Source organism: Rhizobium sp. BK196, from assembly GCF_014193255.1.
Lineage (GTDB): Bacteria > Pseudomonadota > Alphaproteobacteria > Rhizobiales > Rhizobiaceae > Rhizobium.
On sequence record NZ_JACHZB010000001.1, the window covers coordinates 1,134,398 to 1,154,680 of the forward strand.

Here is a 20,283-nt window from a genome sequence, read left to right on the forward strand (position 1 = left end):
CTGCCCACCTTACTGGCCCATTCCATTGGCGAGTTCTTTGAGCTCCTTGGTCCTGAGGTCCGTCAGGTCAGCAAGACAGCCCGCCACCAGCATCGGCTCCATCGTGCCGCCGCGTGCCTGAAAGCCGTAATTCTCACAGTGAGCGTCGCGATAACTGATCCAGGCGCGCTGTGCCTTGAGAAGCGCCTGTTCGGCACCCTTCATGTCACCATCGAGATCCTTGTCCATCGCCACCATTGCTGCGCGTGTCTGCTTGTACTGGGCATTGAGCGCCTTGTCGGCCTCCTCATAGCGCGCCTGCGCGCAGCTCGTCATGTCGGACTGTGTCTGAGCATTGTCGCAGTCCACATCCTCGGCATGGGCGGCACAGGCGGCAAGCAGCACAAATGCCCCACCGATGAGCCCGATCTTCAAGCGCATGAATTTCCTCCCGTCATTTTCTTTTAATTAGAGCCGGCCCATGACGAGCTGGCGGAAGCCATAGACTTCGCGCTTGCCGGAGAGCGGTATGAGCGTCACCGAGCGGGTCTGGCCCGGCTCGAAACGGACGGCCGTGCCCGAGGGAATGTCGAGGCGCATGCCGCGAGCCTTGTCACGATCGAAGGACAGGCCGGCATTGGTTTCGGCAAAATGATAGTGGCTGCCCACCTGCACAGGGCGGTCACCAGTATTGGAAACGTCGAGCGTCACGGTCGGTGCGCCGGCATTGAGCTCGATCTCGCCATCAGCGGCAATGATTTCGCCAGGGATCATGTATCTCTCCTTAAGCCGCCTCGGGCGCGCAGCCCTCGGCCTTCAGAACACGCTTCGTCGAAGCCGGATATTTCTCAAGCTTCGATGCGGGCCGGATCGGTCGGGCGGCAAAATTGCCGCCGCAATTGGGGCACTCGCCCTTCAGCACATTGTCGACACAAGCCGCACAGAACGTGCATTCGAAGGTACAGATCATCGCTTCCGCGCTGTCAGGCGGCAGATCCTTGTCGCAGCATTCGCAATTGGGTCGCAGGTCCAGCATGGCGCGCGCCTCAGCGGATTGGTTCGTGCACGGTCACAAGCTTCGTGCCGTCGGGGAATGTCGCCTCGACCTGCACGTCATGGATCATCTCGGCAATGCCTTCCATCACCTGGTCGCGGCTGATCACATGGGCGCCAGCTTCCATCAGTTCGGCGACCGGGCGGCCGTCACGGGCGCCTTCGACGACGAAATCGCTAATGAGGGCGATCGCCTCCGGATAGTTCAGCTTGACGCCGCGCTCCAGCCGCCGGCGGGCCACCATGGCGGCCATGGAAATCAACAGCTTGTCTTTTTCTCTCGGAGTGAGGTTCATCGTCTATCCGCTTGTTGAACTCATAGATTCCAGACTTTCGGCACAGGCGCTCCATTGCGCAAGGCGGAAATGACCGGGATGAGGATTTTTCTGAGAGCAAAGCCATCGGCTGCAGCAAGGCGCACGACGATTTTATCGCTCCAGGCGCTTGCTCCACCCATATGCCCGTCCACCAGCGGTCGCACTTTGGCGAGATAGGCTTCCGACATCGGTCCGGCATAAAGCACCGTCGCGAAAGCCACCTGCCCGCCGAGCACCGCCTGCTCTGCCGCAAGCAGCGCCACCGCATCGGAAAGGCGCAGTTCCTCGGCATGAACAAGCTGGCCCGAGCGGCGGATGCGCCAGCGATCGCGAAACAGGCCCGTCTCCATCGTCTCACCCATTGCCGTACGCCCGAGCAGGATGGCTTCGACAGCGAGGAACTCCGCGCTGTCGTCGAGATCGACATCCAGGCGACGAAACAGCGAGGCACGATCGAAAAGAATGGTCTCCTGCGGCAGCCAGTCGACGCGGGCGCCTGGTCCCACCGCGATCTGCGTCGTCACATCTGCCGTTCCGGCCGATGCCCTGTAGATCTTCTCGCAGGCTTGCGTCGTCACGTCGATGCGCGTACCCGCTCCCGCTGACACGCTCCAGTTCATCCGGTCGCCGCCAGTCAATCCGCCGGCCGTATTGATGATGACGGCTTCCATCGAGGCATCGAACGTATCCGGCAGGCGGATCTTCGCCGCACCTTCCTGATAAAGCTCCTGAATCCGCGTACGCCCGCCCTGCACCTTGGCAGCAAGATGCCCGCGTCCTTCTGCTCTCTGCGGTCTCGTGATACCCGCTGCCACGCCTGTCATGCCACCCCCGTGCAGAAGCCATCCTGTCTGGCAACTTGCGTTGAATGTGTCTGTTGACTGCAACAAAGCAAGTCCCGTGCCGCTTTCCGAGTGCCCGTGCCCTAACGGGCCACACGGATGGCGCGGAAGGCATCTGCCGCAAAATGCGGCATCTGCCAGCGCGATCGCCAGAGGGGTCATACGGTCAGATGGCGGCGCGCTTCCGGCGTATCCAGCGTCTCGGCAAGACCCTCGTGAACGATCTCTCCGCGGTCCATGATGTAGACATAATCGGCAAGCTCGCGGCAGAAATCGAGATATTGCTCGACGAGCAGGATCGCCATGCCGGTGGAATCGCGGAGATAACGGATTGCCCGGCCGATATCCTTAATGATGGAGGGCTGGATGCCCTCGGTCGGCTCGTCGAGCACCAGGATCTTCGGCCGCGTGACCATGGCGCGGCCGATCGCCAGCTGCTGTTGCTGCCCGCCCGAGAGATCGCCGCCGCGACGGGACAACATCGACTTCAGCACCGGGAAGAGGCTGAAGATATCGTCGGGGATGTTGCGGTCGCGACGACCAAGCGGAGCAAAACCGGTCTCGAGGTTTTCCTTGACAGTGAGCAACGGGAAGATTTCACGCCCCTGCGGCACATAACCGATGCCTTGTTTGGCGCGGGCAAAGGGCGGCAAGCCGTTCAGCTTGGTATCGTTGAAGGTGATCGTACCGGCAGACAGCGGATGCTGGCCGGTAACGGCGCGCAGAAGAGAACTCTTCCCCACGCCGTTACGCCCCAGCACGCAGGTGATCTTGCCCATCTCGGCCTTGATCGAGATGCCACGCAGCGCCTGGGCTGCGCCATAATGAAGATTTGCGTTTTCGACTGTCAGCATCTTAGCGCCCCAGATAGTTCTCGATCACCTTCGGATCGTTGCTGACGAAATCGATGGATCCTTCTGCCAGCACCGAGCCTTCCGCAAGGCATGTCACCTTCACGCCGAGATCTCGGATGAAACCCATGTCGTGCTCGACAACGACGACGGACCGGGTCCTGGCTATATCCTTGAGCAGGATCGCCGTCTCCGCCGTTTCCGCATCGGTCATGCCTGCCACCGGTTCGTCGACGAGCAGCAGCTTCGGCTCCTGCGCCAGCAGCATGCCGATTTCCAGCCACTGCTTCTGGCCGTGCGACAGGTTGGCCGCGAGCTCATCGCGCCGGTGCGTCAGCCGCACCGTCTCAAGGATCTCATCGATACGATCCCTGTCCTCACCGGAAAGGCGATAGAAGAGCGTCGAAAACACCGTGCGCCGGCGGTTGAGCGCCAGTTCCAGATTGTCCCAGACCGTATGGCTTTCGAAGACCGTCGGCTTCTGGAACTTTCGGCCGATGCCAAGTTGAGCGATGTCGGCCTCGTCCTTCTTGGTGAGATCAACCGTGCCGTTGAAGAAGACCTCGCCCTCATCGGGCCTGGTCTTACCGGTGATGATATCCATCATCGTCGTCTTGCCGGCGCCGTTCGGGCCGATGATCGCCCGGAGTTCGCCGGGTTCGATGACGATGGAGAGTGAGTTCAGCGCCTTGAACCCGTCGAAGGAGACCGAGACACCATTGAGATAGAGCACGCTGTTGGGTTTGACGTCGGGGATCATGGGTCTACTCCGCAGCCTGGATTTTTGCGTCGACGCCCTCTTCCGCGGCGACCGGCGTCACGCCGTTCGAGGCCGTCTTCCGCTTGCCGAGATACTGGGCGATCGTGCCGACAATGCCCTTCGGCAGGAACAGCGTGACGAGTACGAAAAGACCGCCCAGCGCAAACAGCCAGTAATCGGGAAAGAGGCCGGTGAAGATCGTCTTGCCGCCATTGACGAGGATCGCGCCAATGATCGGCCCGATCAGCGTCGCGCGCCCGCCGACGGCCGTCCAGATGACGACTTCGATCGAGTTCGCCGGCGCGAATTCGCCGGGATTGATGATGCCGACCTGCGGCACATAGAGCGCGCCGGCGATGCCCGCCATCATCGCCGAAATGACAAAGGTGAAGAGCTTGAAATGCTCGACGCGGTAGCCGAGGAAGCGCGTGCGGCTTTCCGCGTCGCGCACGCCGACCAGTACCTTGCCGAATTTCGAGCGCACGATCGCCGAGGCGATCATCAGCGAAAGTGCCAGGAAGATCGCCGTCGCCGCAAAGAGCGTCGCACGCGTGCCATCGGCCTGCACGTTGAAGCCGAGAATATCCTTGAAATCGGTCATGCCGTTATTGCCGCCGAAACCCATGTCGTTGCGGAAGAAGGCGAGCAGCAGCGCGTAGGTCATGGCCTGCGTGATGATCGACAGATAAACGCCGTTGACGCGTGAGCGGAAGGCAAACCAGCCGAAGATGAATGCCAGCAGGCCGGGCACCAGCAGCACCATGAGTGCCGCAAACCAGAACTGGTCGAAGCCGTGCCAGAACCACGGCAGCTCCTTCCAGTTCAGGAAGACCATGAAGTCCGGCAGGATAGGATCGCCATAGACGCCCCGCGGGCCGATCTGACGCATCAGATACATGCCCATCGCATAACCGCCGAGCGCGAAGAAGGCGCCGTGGCCGAGCGAGAGAATGCCGCAGAAGCCCCAGACGAGATCGAGCGCCAGCGCCAAGAGCGCATAGGTCAGGTACTTACCGAACAGTGCCATGATGTAGGTCGGCACATGCAACGGATTGTCCGCCGACGTCGCCAGATTGAGCACCGGCACCAGAACCGCGACCACCAGCAGGATGGCGATGGCAAGGGAGATCCGGCGATCGAGAGACCGGAGAAGGAAGGCCGTAATCATGCTTCCACCGCCCTTCCTTTGAGTGCGAAGAGCCCGCGCGGACGCTTCTGGATGAAGAGAATGATGAGAACGAGCACCAGGATCTTGCCAAGCACCGCTCCTGCAAAGGGCTCGATGAACTTGTTGACGACACCGAGCGACAGTGCGCCGACCAGCGTGCCCCAGAGATTGCCGACACCGCCGAAGACCACGACCATGAAACTGTCGATGATGTAGCTCTGGCCGAGATTCGGCGAGACGTTATCGATCTGCGAGAGCGCCACGCCCGCCATGCCGGCAATGCCGGAGCCGAGCGCGAAGGTGAAGGCATCGACCCAGCCGGTGCGGATACCCATGGATGACGCCATGCGCCGGTTCTGGGTAACGGCACGCATCTGCAGGCCGAAGGCGGAGCGTTTCAGGAGCATCAACAGTGTCACGAAGACGGCCATAGAGAAGACGATGATCCAGAGACGGTTCCAGGTGATCGACAGGCCACCGAACTCGAAAGCGCCCGACATCCAGCTCGGATTGCGCACTTCGCGGTTGGTCGGGCCGAAGACCGTGCGCACCGCCTGCTGCAGGATCAGCGATACGCCCCAGGTGGCCAGCAGCGTCTCCAGCGGCCGGCCATAAAGGTAGCGGATGACGATGCGTTCGATGATGAGGCCAACGAAACCGGTAAACACGAAGGCGGCAGGCACGGCGAAGGCCAGCGAATAATCGGCCATGCCGGGAAAGTTCGCAGTGATGTATTCCTGCACGACATAGGTCGTGTAGGCGCCGATCATCACCATTTCGCCATGCGCCATGTTGATGACGCCCATGACGCCGAAGGTGATGGCAAGGCCGATGGCCGCAAGCAGCAGCACCGAGCCGAGAGACAGTCCGTACCAGACGTTCTGGACAATATTCCAGAGAGCCAGGCTGCGGTTGATGGTGGAAATATGCGCCTGAATGGCAGGCTTGAGATCATCGGGCGCCGTTGCCAGCGCCGTGGTCAGAATGGTCAGCGCATCGCGGCCGCCACGGGCAGCAACCGTATCGATGGCAGCCCTCTTCTCATCGGCGCTCATTTCGCTCTTCAGCACCATGACCGCGCGGGCCGCTTCCATCGTGCTCTTGATATCGGCATCCTTTTCGTCGGCCAAAGCGGAATTCAAGAGGTCGAGATTGGCCGGATCGGCATCCTTCAAAAGCCCCTGGGCAGCCGCAAGGCGGGCGGCGCGATCGGGGCTCAGGAGCGTCATTTGGCTCGTCATCGTACCGATGAGCGTGCGCAGCGAATTATTGATCTTCACCTTCGACATCATGTCGGGATCGATATCCGCGACAGCCTCGCCGGTGATCGGGTCGGAATAGGTCGGCTCGTCATCCGTGCCGCCCTGAACGAGGACGGGCCCTCCCGCGTCGGAATTGGCGTAGAGAAGACCATCGCTCAGCTGCTGCAATATCTGGCTGACATGCGCATCCTTGGAAGCAACGAGCGCCCTGATGGCCGCTTCACGCTCCGGAAAACCGCCGATACCGAGCGCATCGACGAGAGCGTGGATATCGTCCTGGGCCTTCAGGCCTGCCGTCACGCCGGTAAGCGTTAGGCAAAGGGTTAAAAGAAAGATCTTGATGGCGCGATACATCGGCTTTCCCGCCTAAATCGTTGGCCTCTCGGCAATACCGCTGGGGACGGAGCTTCCGCCCGGATTGAAATCCGGACGGAAGTCTTGAGGCTCGTGTCGGATCGGCTAACTCAGGAACCCTTGCCGCCGCACTTGCCGGTGGCAACGTTGAAGTTGCCGCAGTTCATCGGCTTGCGCCAATCGGAGATCAGATCCTTGGAGTCCGGCAGGAAGTCGGACCATTCGTCGCCGACGACCGCAGGAGTCTGCTGAACGATTTCGAACTGGCCGTCGGCCTGAATTTCACCGATCAGCACCGGCTTGGTGATGTGGTGGTTCGGCATGACGGTCGCCGTGCCACCGGAAAGGTTTGGAACGGAGACGCCGATGATGTGGTCGAGAACCGCATCCGTGTCGGTCGTGCCGGCGGCCTGAACAGCCTTAACCCAGGCATTGAAACCGATATACGCAGCTTCCATCGGGTCGTTGGTCACGCGCTTGTCGTTCTTGGTGTAGGCATGCCATTCCTTGATGAACTTCTTGTTGATCGGCGTATCGACCGATTCAAAGTAGTTCCAGGCGGCGAGATGGCCGACGAGCGGCTTGGTATCGAGACCGGCAAGTTCTTCTTCGCCAACCGAGAAGGCCACGACCGGGATGTCGGTTGCCTTGATGCCCTGGTTGCCGAGCTCCTTGTAGAAGGGAACGTTGGCGTCACCGTTAATCGTGGAGACGACGGCGGTCTTCTTGCCGGCCGAGCCGAATTCCTTAATCTTGGAGACTTCCGTCTGCCAGTCGGAGAAGCCGAACGGTGTATAGTTGATCAGGATGTCTTCCTTCGGAATGCCCTTGGATTCGAGATAGGCTTCCAGGATCTTGTTGGTCGTGCGCGGATAGACATAGTCGGTACCTTCGAGCACGAACCGCTTCACGCCTTCATTCTTCATCAGGTAATCGACGGCCGGGATCGCCTGCTGGTTCGGGGCAGCACCCGTGTAGAAGATATTGCGCGACGATTCTTCACCCTCGTACTGAACCGGGTAGAAGAGCAGCGAATTCAGCTCTTCGAAAACCGGCAGAACCGACTTGCGCGACGACGAGGTCCAGCAACCGAAAACCGCCGCAACCTTGTCCTTTTCGATCAGCTCGCGTGCCTTTTCCGCAAAGAGCGGCCAGTCGGACGCCGGGTCGACGACGACGGCTTCGAGCTTCTTGCCGAGGAGACCGCCCTTCTTGTTCTGCTCGTCGATGAGCATCAGCATGGCGTCTTTCAGCGTCGTTTCGGAAATCGCCATCGTGCCCGAAAGCGAATGCAGAACGCCGACCTTGATCGTGTCGTCGGCGGCAAGCGCTCCGTGGAAGGCGGCCGATGCGGCCATGACGGCACCAAGCGCAGCGCCCGTGATAGTGGATCTGAGATTCATCTGGTTGAACTCCCCTCTTCTTGTTCCGCAACAGGCCGGAAACGGAAATTAACTGTTGCCGAGGGGACTATCGGGTGCTGCAGCGCGAAAACACATACGCAAAATGACGTAGGCGGCAGGGGCAAACGCGCATGTAGGGACGAGGAAGGGCACCCCGCAGACGGGATGCCCGTCGGTTCGATATTATCCGTCGATCGTCATGGTGACGGATGTCGGGCCATATGAAAGGGTCGCCCTGTGGCCGGAGATGGTGAACCTGTCGAAGATGCCGGTGATGGCTTCCGCCTTCAGTATCTCGATCTGCGTTCCAGGCGCCGGGGCGTAGCCCGGGGCAAGTGTGACGTCGAGGTCGCCGGAGAGCGCCGCCTTACCCGCAATGACGAGCGTGCCCGCGCCGTCAGCACCGAGCGTCGGCTTTACCGCGGTATTGGCGAGCTGCTGGTAATCACCGCCAACGGTCAGGGGCTTATCGGCCGCCAGGACGAGAGAACCGCCGTTCACGGACAGTCCGCCGGTGCCGAAGGCCGAGGGTGAGCCTGCCACCAGCACGCCTTCTTCCAGCACCGTGCCGCCGGCAAAGCTGTTGGCGCCGGAAAGCCCGAGGATGCCGTTGCCGCGCTTCACCAGCCTGCCCTTGCCGCCGATGTCGTTACGCCAAGTGTCGATCGCATTGAAGCCGCCCTTTGCGGCATCCATCGTCACGGTCACGTCCTGATCGAAGGCGCCATAGCCGTCTGCGGCGGCAAACAGGTTGAGACGACCGTAGCCTTCAGCATCATCGAGCAGCGGATAGCCCGAGGCGATCTCCGTCGTGCCAAGCACGTCGCGGCGCTGCTCACCATCGAGATAGGGCAGACGCGTTTCGAGAAGCGCTTCGGCGCCCAGCGGTACGCGCGCCGGCTGGTCGGTCGCATGGATCGTCGGCAGGCCGTAGCTCAGGCGCTGCAGCACGTAGGCGCGGTTGGCGTCATGATCGGCGAAACGGTCTGCGGCGAGCGGCGCTGCATGGGCCGCAATTTCGAGCGCGCCGGCATCCGCAACACCTGATTTGGCAATGAGCCATGACTGCGCTTGGGCGTAAGCATCGCTCTTCAGCGCGGCGTTATCGGCTTTGTTCAGATTGTAGACGACCGTGGCCGTGCCGAGCATGCGGCCGCCCATCACGTCGAGCGGGGAATGCATGCCGGCGAGGATGCGGTCCTCGCCCATTTCACTGACGCGCGCGACCATTTCCTGGAAGCGCTGCGGCACGAGATAGGCCATGGCCAGCGCATCCCGCCAGGCTTCGGCGGTATGACCGCTCGGGAAACCGCCGTCTTCGACAGGCTTGCCGCTCTTGGCAGGCTCCAGCGTCGGGACGACCGATACGTCCTTGCTCCAGCGGTAGGGACGGGCATATTTGAAATAGCGTTTGGCGGGTTCGGTCGAGCCGTCGCTGCTCGCGGCGTTGATGAAGTCGATCGCAAGACCCATGTCCGGATTGGTATCGGTCTTGTTTTCCGTGTCCGGCTTGCTGCCGGCGCCGCGATTGTTGCCCTTGTCGTCATATTTGACCGTCGTCGCATCGGCCGCGACTTCGGTGATCGTGGTGGTCTGTTTGGAACCGGCCTTCCAGGCATCGGTCAGCGGACCAAGGCCATCGACGATGCTGGCATTCTTGCCCCGCCGATCGTCGAGATAAGCGGCAACTGCCTGATCGGCCGTCCGTGCTCGCGTCGCTTTGACGACATAGGCAATGTTGGCGTCATGGACGAGCTTGTTGACGACCTGACCGTCGGTCTTGCTCAAGGGAATGCCATCCCAATCCGTCTTGGCGACAGCGGGGCAATTGTCCTTGGCCGGGGCCTCTACGCCAGCATCGACGAACGGCGTGCGCGGCGTCCAGACTTCGAGGAAGCCGGAGAGAAGATGGACGGCGGCATTGGTGTCCGCGGTCGAGAAGCAGGCATCACCACGCTTGTTGGTGTTTCCGGCCTCCACATAAGGCGCTTTTACCGCCGTGGCCTGCTCGGCAGCGGCAAGCGATGGCACGATCGAAAGAAGGCAGAGCGCGGTGCTCAGGCGGCAAAGGCTTGGAACAGACATGGTGATACCCGAATTGGTGGAACGGACGGCGGGAGAGTTAGAGCCCTTATGTGACAGACCGGTTTCAAAAATATTGCCGTTCTGTGAATCCGCCAGCGTTCCGCCTCTTGCCTTTCCCGCTCATCCCGCCAAAAGTGGCTCAAAGACGGTAAGCTGACCGAAACGCCGGAAAGAGGGCATGACAGCGCGCCAACGCATCATTCCGGTGAGACGCGAATATAATCGCTGGGTCGCCAACCAGACGCTCGAAGATTACGCGCTGCGCTTCACCGCAAAGAGCGCCCGCCGCTTCTCCTCCCAGCGCATCTCGCAGACGGCGATCGGCGCCATCTCCTTCTTGGCGCTGGAGGCGATCGGCGGTGCCATCACACTGTCCTACGGCACCACCAATGCCTTCTTCGCCATCATCGTCGCCTCCATCGCGATGCTCGCGATCGGCCTGCCGATCAGCCGCTACGCGATCCGCCATGGCGTCGACATCGACCTGCTGACGCGCGGCGCGAGCTTCGGCTATATCGGCTCGACCATAACCTCGCTGATCTATGCGAGCTTCACCTTCATGCTGTTCGCGATCGAGGCCTCGATCATGTCGGGCGCGTTGGAGCTGACGCTCGGCATTCCACTCTGGATCGGCTACATCATCAGCGCCGTCATGGTGATCCCGCTCGTCACCCACGGCGTGCGGCTGATCAGCAAGTTCCAGCTGATGACCCAGCCCTTCTGGATCATCCTGAACATCCTGCCCTTCATTTTCATCGCCTTTCTGGACTGGGGCAAATTCGATGTCTGGCGCGCCTTCGCCGGCATCCGCCACGCTTCCGGCCCACCCGGCACGGTCGCAGATTTCAACCTCGTCGAGTTTGGCGCAGCCTCCGCCGTCATCCTCGCGCTCATGTCGCAGATTGGCGAACAGGCGGACTTCCTGCGCTTTCTGCCCCCCGATCCGCAGCGCAAATGGCGCCACCGCCTCGCCGTCTTCCTCGCCGGCCCCGGCTGGGTCATCATCGGCGCGCCGAAACTTCTAGCCGGCTCCTTCCTCGTGGTGCTGACCGTCACATCGGGCGTGCCAGCCGATCGTGCCGCCGACCCGGCGCAAATGTATCTAACCGCCTTCGGCTATATGATTCCCTGGCAGAATGCCGCCCTGCTGCTGATGGCCGCCTTCGTCGTGGTCTCGCAGCTAAAGATCAACGTGATGAATGCCTATGCCGGCTCGCTTGCCTGGTCGAACTTCTTCTCGCGTCTGACGCACAGCCATCCCGGCCGCGTCATCTGGCTCGTTTTCAACGTGGCGATTGCGCTGCTCCTGATGGAACTCGGCATCTACCGGCTGCTCGAAGAAACGCTCGGCATCTTCTCGATTATCGCCATGGCCTGGCTCTGTACGATATCGGCCGATCTCTTCATCAACAAGCCGCTCGGCCTTGCCCCTCCGGGCATCGAATTCAAGCGCGCCCATCTCTATGACATCAATCCGGTCGGCCTCGGCGCCATGACCTTGTCTGCAGGCACTGCGCTGATCGCCCATTTCGGCATTTTCGGTTCGGTTGCCGCGTCGCTTGCCCCCTACATCACCCTGGCAATTGCGCTGATCGCCTCGCCTGCCCTTGCCTGGGCAACCAAGGGCAAGTTCTATCTCGCCCGCAAGCCGCGCCATGCCTGGAAGAACCTGACCACCATCACCTGCTCCGTCTGCGAACATCCCTTCGAGCCTGAAGATATGGCCTGGTGCCCGGCCTATGCCGCGCCGATCTGCTCGCTCTGCTGCTCGCTCGACAGCCGCTGCCACGACATGTGCAAGCCCAATGCCCGCTTCAATGCACAGGTCGGCGCCGTCGCAAAGACCCTGTTGCCGGAAACCATCGTCCAGAAGCTGACCACCCGCCTTGGCCGCTACGGTATTGCCGTGGCGCTGGCCCTGACAGCCGTCGGGGCAATCCTTGCCATGATCGCCCATCAGGTGGGTTCCGCCTCGCCGGAGACTGCCGAAGTCGTCAACAGAACCATCCTGATCGTCTTCTTCGTCTTCTCGGTCATCGCCGGCATTGCCTGCTGGTTCTATGTGCTTGCCCATGACAGTCGTGTCGTCGCCGAGGAGGAATCCTCCCGCCAGAACACCCTGCTCCTGAAAGAAATCGCCGCCCACAAGAAGACCGATGCGGCGCTTCAGGCCGCCAAGGAAACCGCTGAGGCCGCCAACCGCGCCAAGAGCCGCTATGTCGTAGGCTTGAGTCACGAACTGCGCACGCCGCTGAATGCCGTTCTCGGTTACGCCCAGATCCTTGAGCGCGACGAGACGATCCCTGCGCCGAGGCAATCTTCCATCAAGGTTATCCGCCGCAGCGCCGAGCATCTCTCCGGCCTGATCGATGGCCTTCTGGACATCTCGAAGATCGAGGCGGGCCGCCTGCAGGTCTATTCGAACGAGATCAATATCCAGGACTTTCTCGACCAGATCGTCGATATGTTCCGACCGCAGGCGCAGGCAAAGGGCCTGTCCTTCATCCATGAGCGTTCGCAGGCGCTGCCGCAATTCGTCCGAACCGACGAAAAGCGGCTGCGACAGATTCTCGTCAACCTGCTCTCCAACGCCATCAAATTCACCGACGAAGGCAGCGTCACCTTCGATGTCGGCTACCGCAGCCAGGTCGCGACGTTCACCGTCTCCGACACCGGACGCGGCATCGCCGAGAAGGATCTGACGCGCATCTACGAGCCCTTCCAGCGCGGTGAAGCGGAGAGTGTGCGCCCCATGCCCGGTCTCGGCCTTGGCCTCACCATCACTCGATTGCTGACCAACACGCTCGGCGGCGAGATCTCCGTTGCGAGTGAAAAGGACAGGGGCTCCACCTTCCGCGTCCGCCTCATGCTGTCGGCCGTTATGCGCCCTGCAGCCCCGCCGCAGGAGAAAAAGATCGTCAGCTATGACGGCCCGCGCCGCACCATCGTCGTTGTCGACGACAACGAGGATCATCGCGAGATGATGCGGGAAATCCTGGTTCCGCTCGATTTCATCGTGCTGACCGCCGCAAGCGGTCCCGACTGCCTGACGCTCGTTGAAGGTATCGAGCCGGACCTTTTCCTCGTCGATATCTCGATGCCCGGCATGAACGGCTGGCAGCTCGTCTCCCGGCTGCGCGAGACCGCACGCACAGCGCCGATCGTGATGCTATCGGCCAATATCGGCGATGCCGCCGCTCATAGCGACAGCGACGACAGCCATAATGATTCGATCGGCAAGCCGGTCGATCTCAAACAACTGCGCGACAAGCTCGCCCTGCATCTCGGCCTGAAATGGCTTTATGCCGACGACCAGACACCGGCGCCGGCAGCAGCCAGCTTGCCGCTCAGGAGCCCCGGTGCTGCGCATGTGCAGGAACTGCTGCGCCTTGGCGAAATAGGCTACATCAGGGGCATAGAAGCCAAGCTCGCAGACCTTGCCAAGGTAGAGGCAAATCAGCCATTCACCGAGGAACTCCGCTCCTATGTCGGCGCTTTCGATCTCGCCGGCTTCCTGGATTTCCTGCACAAGTTCGAAGAAAAGGGTGAAACCGTTGGCTGAGCTTCCGCGCGATATCGTTCTGCTGGTCGACGATTCGCCAGAAGCGCTTGGTTTCCTGACGGATGCGCTGGAGCAGTCTGGCTTTTCCGTCCTGATCGCCACATCGGGCTCGGCCGCTCTCAGTATCGTCGAGCGCATCACGCCCGATCTCATCCTGCTCGATGCAGTCATGCCGGCGATGGATGGTTTCGAGACCTGCCGCAGGCTGAAAGCCAATGCCGCCGTCGCCCAGGTGCCCGTCATATTCATGACCGGCCTGACAGAAACCGAGCATGTGGTACATGCGCTCGAATCCGGTGGCGTCGATTATCTATCGAAACCGATCAATATCGACGAATTGCGCGCCCGCATCCGCGTCCATCTTCGCAACGCCCGCTCCGCCCAGAGCGCCCGCGTGGCGCTTGATGCCGCCGGGCGTCATCTGCTGGCGGTTAAAGGCGACGGCGCGATCCACTGGTCGACGCCGCAGGCGACCCGCCTCGTCAATGCCGCCATGGGCAGCGACGACGGCATGGACGTCGTCTCCCGCGCGATCGGCAACTGGATGAAGGAACGCGCCGCAGCCGCTCGCGACGCCCTCATCTCCATCGCTCATGCTGGGCAGGCCGCCCTGCAACTCGCCTTTCTTGGCGCCATCGGTCCGGATGAATATCTCTTTCGCCTGACTGCCGCCAACCAGCGCAACGATGACACAGTCCTGCGTCAGCACTTTGCCCTGACACAGCGTGAATCCGAAGTGCTGATGTGGATCGCCAAGGGCAAGGCCAACCGCGATATCGGCGAAATTCTCGGCCTCTCCGCCCGCACGGTAAACAAGCACCTGGAACAGATCTATGTGAAGCTCGGCGTCGAGAACAGGGCATCTGCCGCCGTAAAGGCGGCGCATGTACTGCATGAGATGTGAGGGATTAGCACGGTAGCGCCCTCAGACGACCCGGTCCGGCGCCTCGCGGCCTTCGAAAAACGCCGTCACATTCTCCACCACCTTCATTCCCATCGCCGTGCGCGTCTCCTCCGTCGCGCTGCCGAGATGGGGCAGCAGAACGACATTCTCCATCCGTCGCAGCGCTTCCGGCACGTGTGGCTCCGCCTCGTAGACATCGAGCCCGGCGCCGCGGAGCGTGCCACTCTCCAGCGCCGAAATCAGCGCCGCCTCATCGACTACATCGCCGCGCGCCGTGTTGATGAGAAAAGCGCCGGGCTTCATCGTTGCAAGCCGCGCCGCATTCATCAGGTGCCGGTTCTCCGCTCCACCGGGGCAATGCAGCGAGACGAAATCGGCAGCCGCCAGCACGTCCTCGACCGTCGGCAACTGCCGCGCGCCATAGCGCGCGGCTTCCTCGGGATCGACCGGCGAGCGGTTAAAGAACACGATATCCATGCCGAAACCGAAATGGCAGCGCTGCGCAAAGGCCTTGCCAATGCGGCCGAAGCCGATGATGCCGAGTATCTTGCCTGATACCTTGGTGCCGACCATATGCGTCGGGCACCAGCCCTTCCATTCACCGGCGCGCAGCTGCCGTTCGCCCTCGCCGCCGCGCCGGGCAACGGAGAGCAGCAGCAGCATGGCGATGTCGGCGGTGCAGTCGGTCAGTACGCCGGGCGTATTCGTGACCGCAATACCCTTCGCCCTAGCGGCGGCGACATCGATATGATTGTAGCCGACGCCAAAATTGCCGAGGATCTTCGTGACGATCGATGCACCTTCGAAGACAGCCGCTGGCAGCCGGTCGGACACCGTCGGCAGCACTGCATCGTAGATCGAAAGCGCCAGCCTCAGCTCATTTTCGCCGAGCGGAAGATCGGCTCGGTTGAGCGTGACGTCGAAACGTTCGGCCAGAACAGCCTCTACCGCGGCTGGCCAGCGCCGAGTGACGAGAATGCGGGGTTTGGACATGGATAGCTCCGCCCGATGACAATGATGAGGGTTAGATCAGGTGAACAGGAATTGAAACGTCCACATAAGAAAGAAGCCCGGTCGATGACCGGGCTTCGATAATCATGTCCCCGAAAGGGAAGTGAGGCTTACATGCCCTGCGGCACGTAGGTGTACTTGCCGTCCGCGCCCTTCTTCCATTCGTACATGATGTAGCCGGGGATCTTCGGGTCGCCCTTTTCATCGTACGAGATGTCGCCGAGAACCGTCGGGAACGGGCCCTTTTCCTTCATGGCAGCGGCAACGGCTTCTGCGTCTGTTGAACCGGCAGCCTTGGCGGCACCGGCGATCACCTGCATCGCAGCGTAGGAATAGAGCGTGTAGGCTTCCGGGTTGAAACCGGCGGCCTTGAACTTTGCAACGAGGTCCTTGTTGGCCGGGTTCAGCGTCGGATCGGGACCGAAGGTGTTCAGCGTACCGGCGACGGCGTCACCAGCGATCGAGGCCAGTTCGTTGGAAACGATACCGTCACCCGAAACGAGCGTTGCCTTCAGACCCTGGTCAGCGGCCTGGCGGATGATGAGACCAGCTTCGGTGTGCAGACCGCCCCAATAAATGATCGAGACGCCTGCTTCCTTCATCTTGGCGATGAGGGCCGAGAAGTCCTTGTCGCCGACGTTGATGCCTTCATACATGACTTCGGTGAGGCCAGCGGCATTCATAGCCTTCTTGGTTTCGTCGGCAAGGCCCTGACCATACGGGGTCTTGTCGTGAACGACGGCGATCTTGGCGTCCTTGAAGTGATCGGCAAGATACTTGCCGGCGATGGCGCCCTGCTGGTCGTCACGGCCGCAGGTACGGAACGTGTTCCACAGGCCACGCTCAGTGAAAACAGGGTTGGTAGCAGCCGGGGTGATCTCCAGGATGCCGTTTTCGGCGTAAACTTCAGAAGCCGGGATGGAAACGCCCGAGTTGAAGTGGCCGATAACGAACTTCACGCCGTCGGCAACGAACTTGTTGGCAACGGAGATGCCCTGCTTCGGGTCGGAAACGTCATCGCCGAGCTCGATCTTAATCTGCTCGCCGTTGATACCACCAGCAGCATTTATGTCAGCGGCTGCCTGCTCGGCACCCTTCTGCAGCTGTGCGCCGAATGCAGCATTCGGACCTGTCAGCGGACCACCCACGCCGATCAGGATGTCAGCTCGTGCGACGCCGCCGAAAGCGACGATCGCCGTCAGTGCCACCGCTGACAAGAGAGACTTCTTCATATTGTTACTCCCAATTTTTGGGCGGGTTTCATTTGAAGACCCGGCGCACTACCCACCATTGACTGCGCCAGGAAAGCTGTTCCACTCTGAGGCTAATTCATGCCTAGTTTCAACGGGCTGTCAATGTTTCTCCTTCCACGAAAACGCGGAAGTTTTTTCGTACAGCCAGTAATAGTTGTTGACCATTTGATTGGTGCGGCGATAGCGGAACCCGGCTGTCGAGAAGATCAGTAGAGTTACGAAATCGATGATGTAGAAAAAGGCGCTGAGCATTGGGCCGTTGAACAGCGCATGATGCAGAAATTGCATCGCCCAGGCGAGCAGGAAGGTATAGACGACGACCAGCGGATAGGTGTTCCAGCCGTCCGCAACAGCCCTTCCGGCCCGCCACGCCGTCCAGAAACCGATGAGCACCACAAACGCACGGATGACGAGCTTTACGCCGTTGTCGCTTTCGAAGAAAAGGCCCTGCATAGTCAAATTCCCCCTTCTGCCGCGATCAATGCCGCCCGCCTTCGAGATAGGCGGCTCGGACCTCGGGATTGGCAAGCAGTTCCTTGCCACTGCCACTCATCGTCACCTTGCCGTTCACGAGCACATAGCCGCGGTGCGATAGCCTGAGCGCTGCGAATGCGTTCTGCTCCACGAGGAAGACGGTGAGCCCTTCTTTTTCGTTCAGCACTTTGATGGCCTCGAAGATGCCCTTGACGATCAACGGTGCAAGGCCGAGCGAAGGCTCGTCGAGAAGAAGGAGCTTCGGACGCGCCATTAGCGCGCGACCGATCGACAGCATTTGCTGCTCGCCGCCCGAAAGCGTGCCGCCGCGCTGCGACTGGCGCTCTTTCAGACGTGGAAACAACGTGAAGATCTTTTCCACATCCTCATGGAAATATTTGAGGTTGTCGAGGCCGGCGCCCATTTGGAGATTTTCCAGCACGGTCATACGCGGGAAAATGCGACGCCCTTCAGGAGACTGGGCAATACGCAGCCGGGCGATCTCATGGGTCGGCAGCTTGGTGATATCGCGGCCCTCGAAGACGACCGAGCCGGCTCGTGCCTGCGGGCTGCCACAGATCGTCATCATCAGCGTCGACTTGCCGGCACCGTTTGCGCCGATCAGGCTGACGATTTCGCCCTTGTTGACCTCGACATCAATTCCGGCAAGCGCACGGATATTGCCATAATAGGTTTCGACGCCGTGAACCTTCAATAGTGGTTGATCCGCCATCAGTGTGCATTCCCTTCGAGGCTCTCCACGGTGGCGATGACCTCGTCTACTTCTTCGTCCTCGACGCCGAGATAGGCCGCAATGACCTTCGGGTCGTTCTTCACGTGCTCAGGCGTGCCGTCGGAGATCTTCTGGCCGTATTCCAGAACGATGACGTGGTCGGAGATTTCCATGACCACCGACATATCGTGTTCAATAAGCAGGATCGAAGTGCCGGTTTCCGTACGGATACCGCGCAACAGCGCGTTGAGAGCGGCTGACTCACGCGGATTGAGGCCAGCGGCAGGTTCGTCGAGGCAGAGAAGCTCCGGTCCGGTGCACATGGCGCGGGCGATTTCAAGACGACGCTGGGCGCCGTAAGGCAGGTCGCCGGCCGGATCGTCTGCCCGGTCGATGAGGTCGGCCTTCTCCAGCCAGTAACGCGCAAGCTCGATGGCGGCTGCAGCTTCCTTCCTGTAGGGACCAATGCCGAGCAGGCCGAGCACTGTGAAACCCGAAGCCTTCATCAGCTTGTTGTGCTGCGCGACGAGCAGATTCTCCAGAACGGTAAGTCCCGAGAAAAGGCGAATGTTCTGGAAGGTACGAGCGACCCTGGCTTCCTTGGTAATACGAAAGTCCGGCAGACGCTCGAGCAGGTATTGCTTGCCGCTCTTCTGAGTCAGCGTGATCATACCCATCGTCGGCTTGTAGAAGCCGGTAATGCAGTTGAAGACGGTCGTCTTGCCCGCGCCGTTCGGGCCGATCAACGCCGTAATTTCGCCGCGCTTGGCCTCGAAGGAGAAGTCGTTGATAGCCATAAGGCCGCCGAACTTCATCGACAGGTGCTCGACCTTGAGCAAAGTGTCATTCGACATCGTGTTCTCGACAGGGCTCATCAACCATGGCCCTCCTTGGTAAAGCTTCCAGATACCGCCTTGCGTTCCTTAAGGAAGGCGGTTGGTTCACGCGAGCCGACGAAGCCTCGTGGCTTGAACAGCATGACGATGACCATGGCGAGGCCGAAAAGCAGCATGCGATAGAGTTCCGGCGTGAATTCCGGTCCGAAGATGACCTTGAGGAAGCTCATTTCGCGCAGCACTTCCGTGCCCCCGACCATGACGACAGCAGCGATCGCAATACCCGTCAGCGAACCCATACCCCCTAGAACGACTATGGCGAGGATGACGGCCGATTCCAGGAACACGAAGGATTCCGGCGAAACGAAGCCCTGGCGGGCAGCGAAAAAGGAGCCTGCAAAGCCGCCGAACATTGCGCCTGTAGCAAAAGCCGTCAGCTTCGTCGTCACCGTATTGATGCCAAGCGAGCGGCAAGCGATTTCGTCTTCACGAAGCGCTTCCCACGCCCGACCGATCGGCATGCTACGCAACCGGATCGTCACGTAGGCGGTCAGCATGCAGAGCGCCAGAATGACGTAGAACAGGAAAATCTTGTAGTAGGCCGAGGAACTCGCCAGACCGAAGGCCTTTGTGAAATTATTCGCTTTGCCGACATCGAAGCTCCAGATGCCGAAGACCGAAGCCTTGGCGATGCCGGAGATACCGAAGGTGCCTTTGGTCACTTCTGTCCAGTTGATGATAACGAGGCGGATGATTTCGCCAAAGGCAAGCGTGACAATCGCCAGGTAATCGCCTCGCAGGCGCAGTACCGGAAAGCCAAGGATGACGCCCCAAAGTGCAGCGAAGATGCCCGCAAGCGGAAGAAGCACCCAAAAGGACAGGCCGAAATGGGCCGACAGCAGCGCATACGAATAGGCGCCAACCGCATAGAAGGCAACGTAGCCAAGGTCGAGCAGGCCGGCGAGACCGACGACGATGTTCAGACCCCACGCAAGCATCACATAGATCAGGATCTGGATGCCGAAATTGTCGACCCACTTCAGCGCGCCCTGCGGACCGAGGAAATAGGCCGTGGCCAGCGGATAGACCAGAAGGAATATGAGCGCGATTTTCAGGAAATGCGTCCGGAAGAAGCCCTTGTCGGTCGAAATATCGAGTTCGCCGTGACGCGCCTTCGAAAGCTTGCGCTGATCGAGATGTGGCTTGACGAAAACGACCATGACGAAACGGCCGAGAGCGGCGATCAGAACGAAGATTGCAAGCAGCCCCCAGCGCTGAACGACAATCAACTCGTTATTGATGTTCTGCTGCGTGCCGAGACCGACATAGAGAACGAACAGGCCAAGTGAGATAAGGCCGGCGAAAAAGGCTTCCCTAAGCCCCTTCTGGACAAGCCCGGCGTCGGACTTGCCAGCGGAAGTGTCGATGTTTGCCAT

At 60.6% G+C, this 20,283-nt stretch carries 19 protein-coding genes; 2 read left to right on the top strand and 17 right to left on the bottom strand.

The window, feature by feature from the left end; all coding sequences use genetic code 11:
• Window positions 1-9: 9 nt before the first annotated feature.
• From FHT78_RS05890 to FHT78_RS05940, 11 genes are all read right to left on the bottom strand, one after another.
• On the bottom strand, window positions 10-420 hold the full coding sequence (locus tag FHT78_RS05890) for a lysozyme inhibitor LprI family protein (RefSeq protein ID WP_183741524.1): 411 nt from the start codon (window positions 418-420) through the stop codon (window positions 10-12).
• A gap of 27 nt (window positions 421-447) precedes the next feature.
• A complete protein-coding gene (locus FHT78_RS05895) occupies window positions 448-753 on the bottom strand; it encodes an urease subunit beta (protein ID WP_183741525.1) in 306 nt (101 codons plus the stop codon).
• Window positions 754-763: 10 nt separating this feature from the next.
• Window positions 764-1,015, bottom strand: coding sequence for a DUF1272 domain-containing protein (locus tag FHT78_RS05900; RefSeq protein WP_183741526.1), 252 nt, complete (start codon window positions 1,013-1,015; stop codon window positions 764-766).
• Window positions 1,016-1,025: 10 nt separating this feature from the next.
• Window positions 1,026-1,328: an urease subunit gamma gene (locus tag FHT78_RS05905; RefSeq protein WP_007816043.1), complete on the bottom strand. Its 303-nt coding sequence runs from the start codon at window positions 1,326-1,328 to the stop codon at window positions 1,026-1,028.
• A 20-nt stretch (window positions 1,329-1,348) separates the two neighbouring features.
• Entirely contained in the window at window positions 1,349-2,173 is an 825-nt protein-coding gene (locus tag FHT78_RS05910; protein ID WP_183741528.1) for an urease accessory protein UreD, read from the bottom strand.
• 176 nt (window positions 2,174-2,349) lie between these two features.
• Window positions 2,350-3,045: an urea ABC transporter ATP-binding subunit UrtE gene (gene urtE / locus FHT78_RS05915; protein ID WP_183741530.1), complete on the bottom strand. Its 696-nt coding sequence runs from the start codon at window positions 3,043-3,045 to the stop codon at window positions 2,350-2,352.
• Between the two features lies 1 nt (window position 3,046).
• A complete protein-coding gene (gene urtD / locus FHT78_RS05920) occupies window positions 3,047-3,802 on the bottom strand; it encodes an urea ABC transporter ATP-binding protein UrtD (protein WP_183741533.1) in 756 nt (251 codons plus the stop codon).
• A 4-nt stretch (window positions 3,803-3,806) separates the two neighbouring features.
• The gene (gene urtC, locus FHT78_RS05925) at window positions 3,807-4,970 is read right to left on the bottom strand and encodes an urea ABC transporter permease subunit UrtC (RefSeq protein WP_183741535.1); all 1,164 of its coding nucleotides are present in this window, start codon (window positions 4,968-4,970) and stop codon (window positions 3,807-3,809) included.
• Window positions 4,967-6,586, bottom strand: a complete 1,620-nt coding sequence (urtB, locus tag FHT78_RS05930) for an urea ABC transporter permease subunit UrtB (RefSeq protein ID WP_183741537.1) — start codon at window positions 6,584-6,586, stop codon at window positions 4,967-4,969. Before urtB ends, urtC begins: the two co-directional genes overlap by 4 nt.
• A 110-nt stretch (window positions 6,587-6,696) precedes the next feature.
• Window positions 6,697-7,989 carry an urea ABC transporter substrate-binding protein gene (gene urtA / locus FHT78_RS05935; RefSeq protein ID WP_183741539.1) on the bottom strand — a complete coding sequence of 431 codons (1,293 nt, stop codon included), beginning with the start codon at window positions 7,987-7,989 and terminating at the stop codon, window positions 6,697-6,699.
• Between the two features lie 183 nt (window positions 7,990-8,172).
• The gene (locus FHT78_RS05940; protein WP_183741541.1) at window positions 8,173-10,074 is read right to left on the bottom strand and encodes a phosphatase PAP2 family protein; all 1,902 of its coding nucleotides are present in this window, start codon (window positions 10,072-10,074) and stop codon (window positions 8,173-8,175) included.
• A 178-nt stretch (window positions 10,075-10,252) separates the two neighbouring features.
• Between FHT78_RS05940 and FHT78_RS05945 the strand changes: the two genes are divergently transcribed.
• On the top strand, window positions 10,253-13,636 hold the full coding sequence (locus FHT78_RS05945) for an ATP-binding protein (protein WP_183741543.1): 3,384 nt from the start codon (window positions 10,253-10,255) through the stop codon (window positions 13,634-13,636).
• Window positions 13,629-14,540 (top strand): response regulator transcription factor, encoded by a 912-nt coding sequence (locus FHT78_RS05950; protein WP_183741545.1) that lies wholly within the window; start codon window positions 13,629-13,631, stop codon window positions 14,538-14,540. Before FHT78_RS05945 ends, FHT78_RS05950 begins: the two co-directional genes overlap by 8 nt.
• A gap of 21 nt (window positions 14,541-14,561) precedes the next feature.
• Here FHT78_RS05950 and FHT78_RS05955 read toward each other — a convergent pair whose 3' ends face one another.
• The 6 genes from FHT78_RS05955 to livM all read right to left on the bottom strand — a co-directional run bounded on the left by FHT78_RS05955 (window position 14,562) and on the right by livM (window position 20,283).
• Entirely contained in the window at window positions 14,562-15,533 is a 972-nt protein-coding gene (locus tag FHT78_RS05955; protein WP_183741547.1) for a D-glycerate dehydrogenase, read from the bottom strand.
• Between the two features lie 128 nt (window positions 15,534-15,661).
• Window positions 15,662-16,783: a branched-chain amino acid ABC transporter substrate-binding protein gene (locus tag FHT78_RS05960; RefSeq protein WP_183741549.1), complete on the bottom strand. Its 1,122-nt coding sequence runs from the start codon at window positions 16,781-16,783 to the stop codon at window positions 15,662-15,664.
• Window positions 16,784-16,903: 120 nt separating this feature from the next.
• Complete coding sequence (locus tag FHT78_RS05965; RefSeq protein WP_183741551.1) at window positions 16,904-17,257, bottom strand: DUF6867 family protein; 354 nt, start codon at window positions 17,255-17,257, stop codon at window positions 16,904-16,906.
• A 25-nt stretch (window positions 17,258-17,282) separates the two neighbouring features.
• Complete coding sequence (locus tag FHT78_RS05970) at window positions 17,283-18,011, bottom strand: ABC transporter ATP-binding protein (protein ID WP_183741553.1); 729 nt, start codon at window positions 18,009-18,011, stop codon at window positions 17,283-17,285.
• Complete coding sequence (locus FHT78_RS05975) at window positions 18,011-18,886, bottom strand: ABC transporter ATP-binding protein (protein WP_183741555.1); 876 nt, start codon at window positions 18,884-18,886, stop codon at window positions 18,011-18,013. Before FHT78_RS05975 ends, FHT78_RS05970 begins: the two co-directional genes overlap by 1 nt.
• Window positions 18,886-20,283, bottom strand: a complete 1,398-nt coding sequence (gene livM, locus FHT78_RS05980) for a high-affinity branched-chain amino acid ABC transporter permease LivM (protein WP_183741557.1) — start codon at window positions 20,281-20,283, stop codon at window positions 18,886-18,888. The genes FHT78_RS05975 and livM overlap by 1 nt, the downstream gene beginning before the upstream one ends.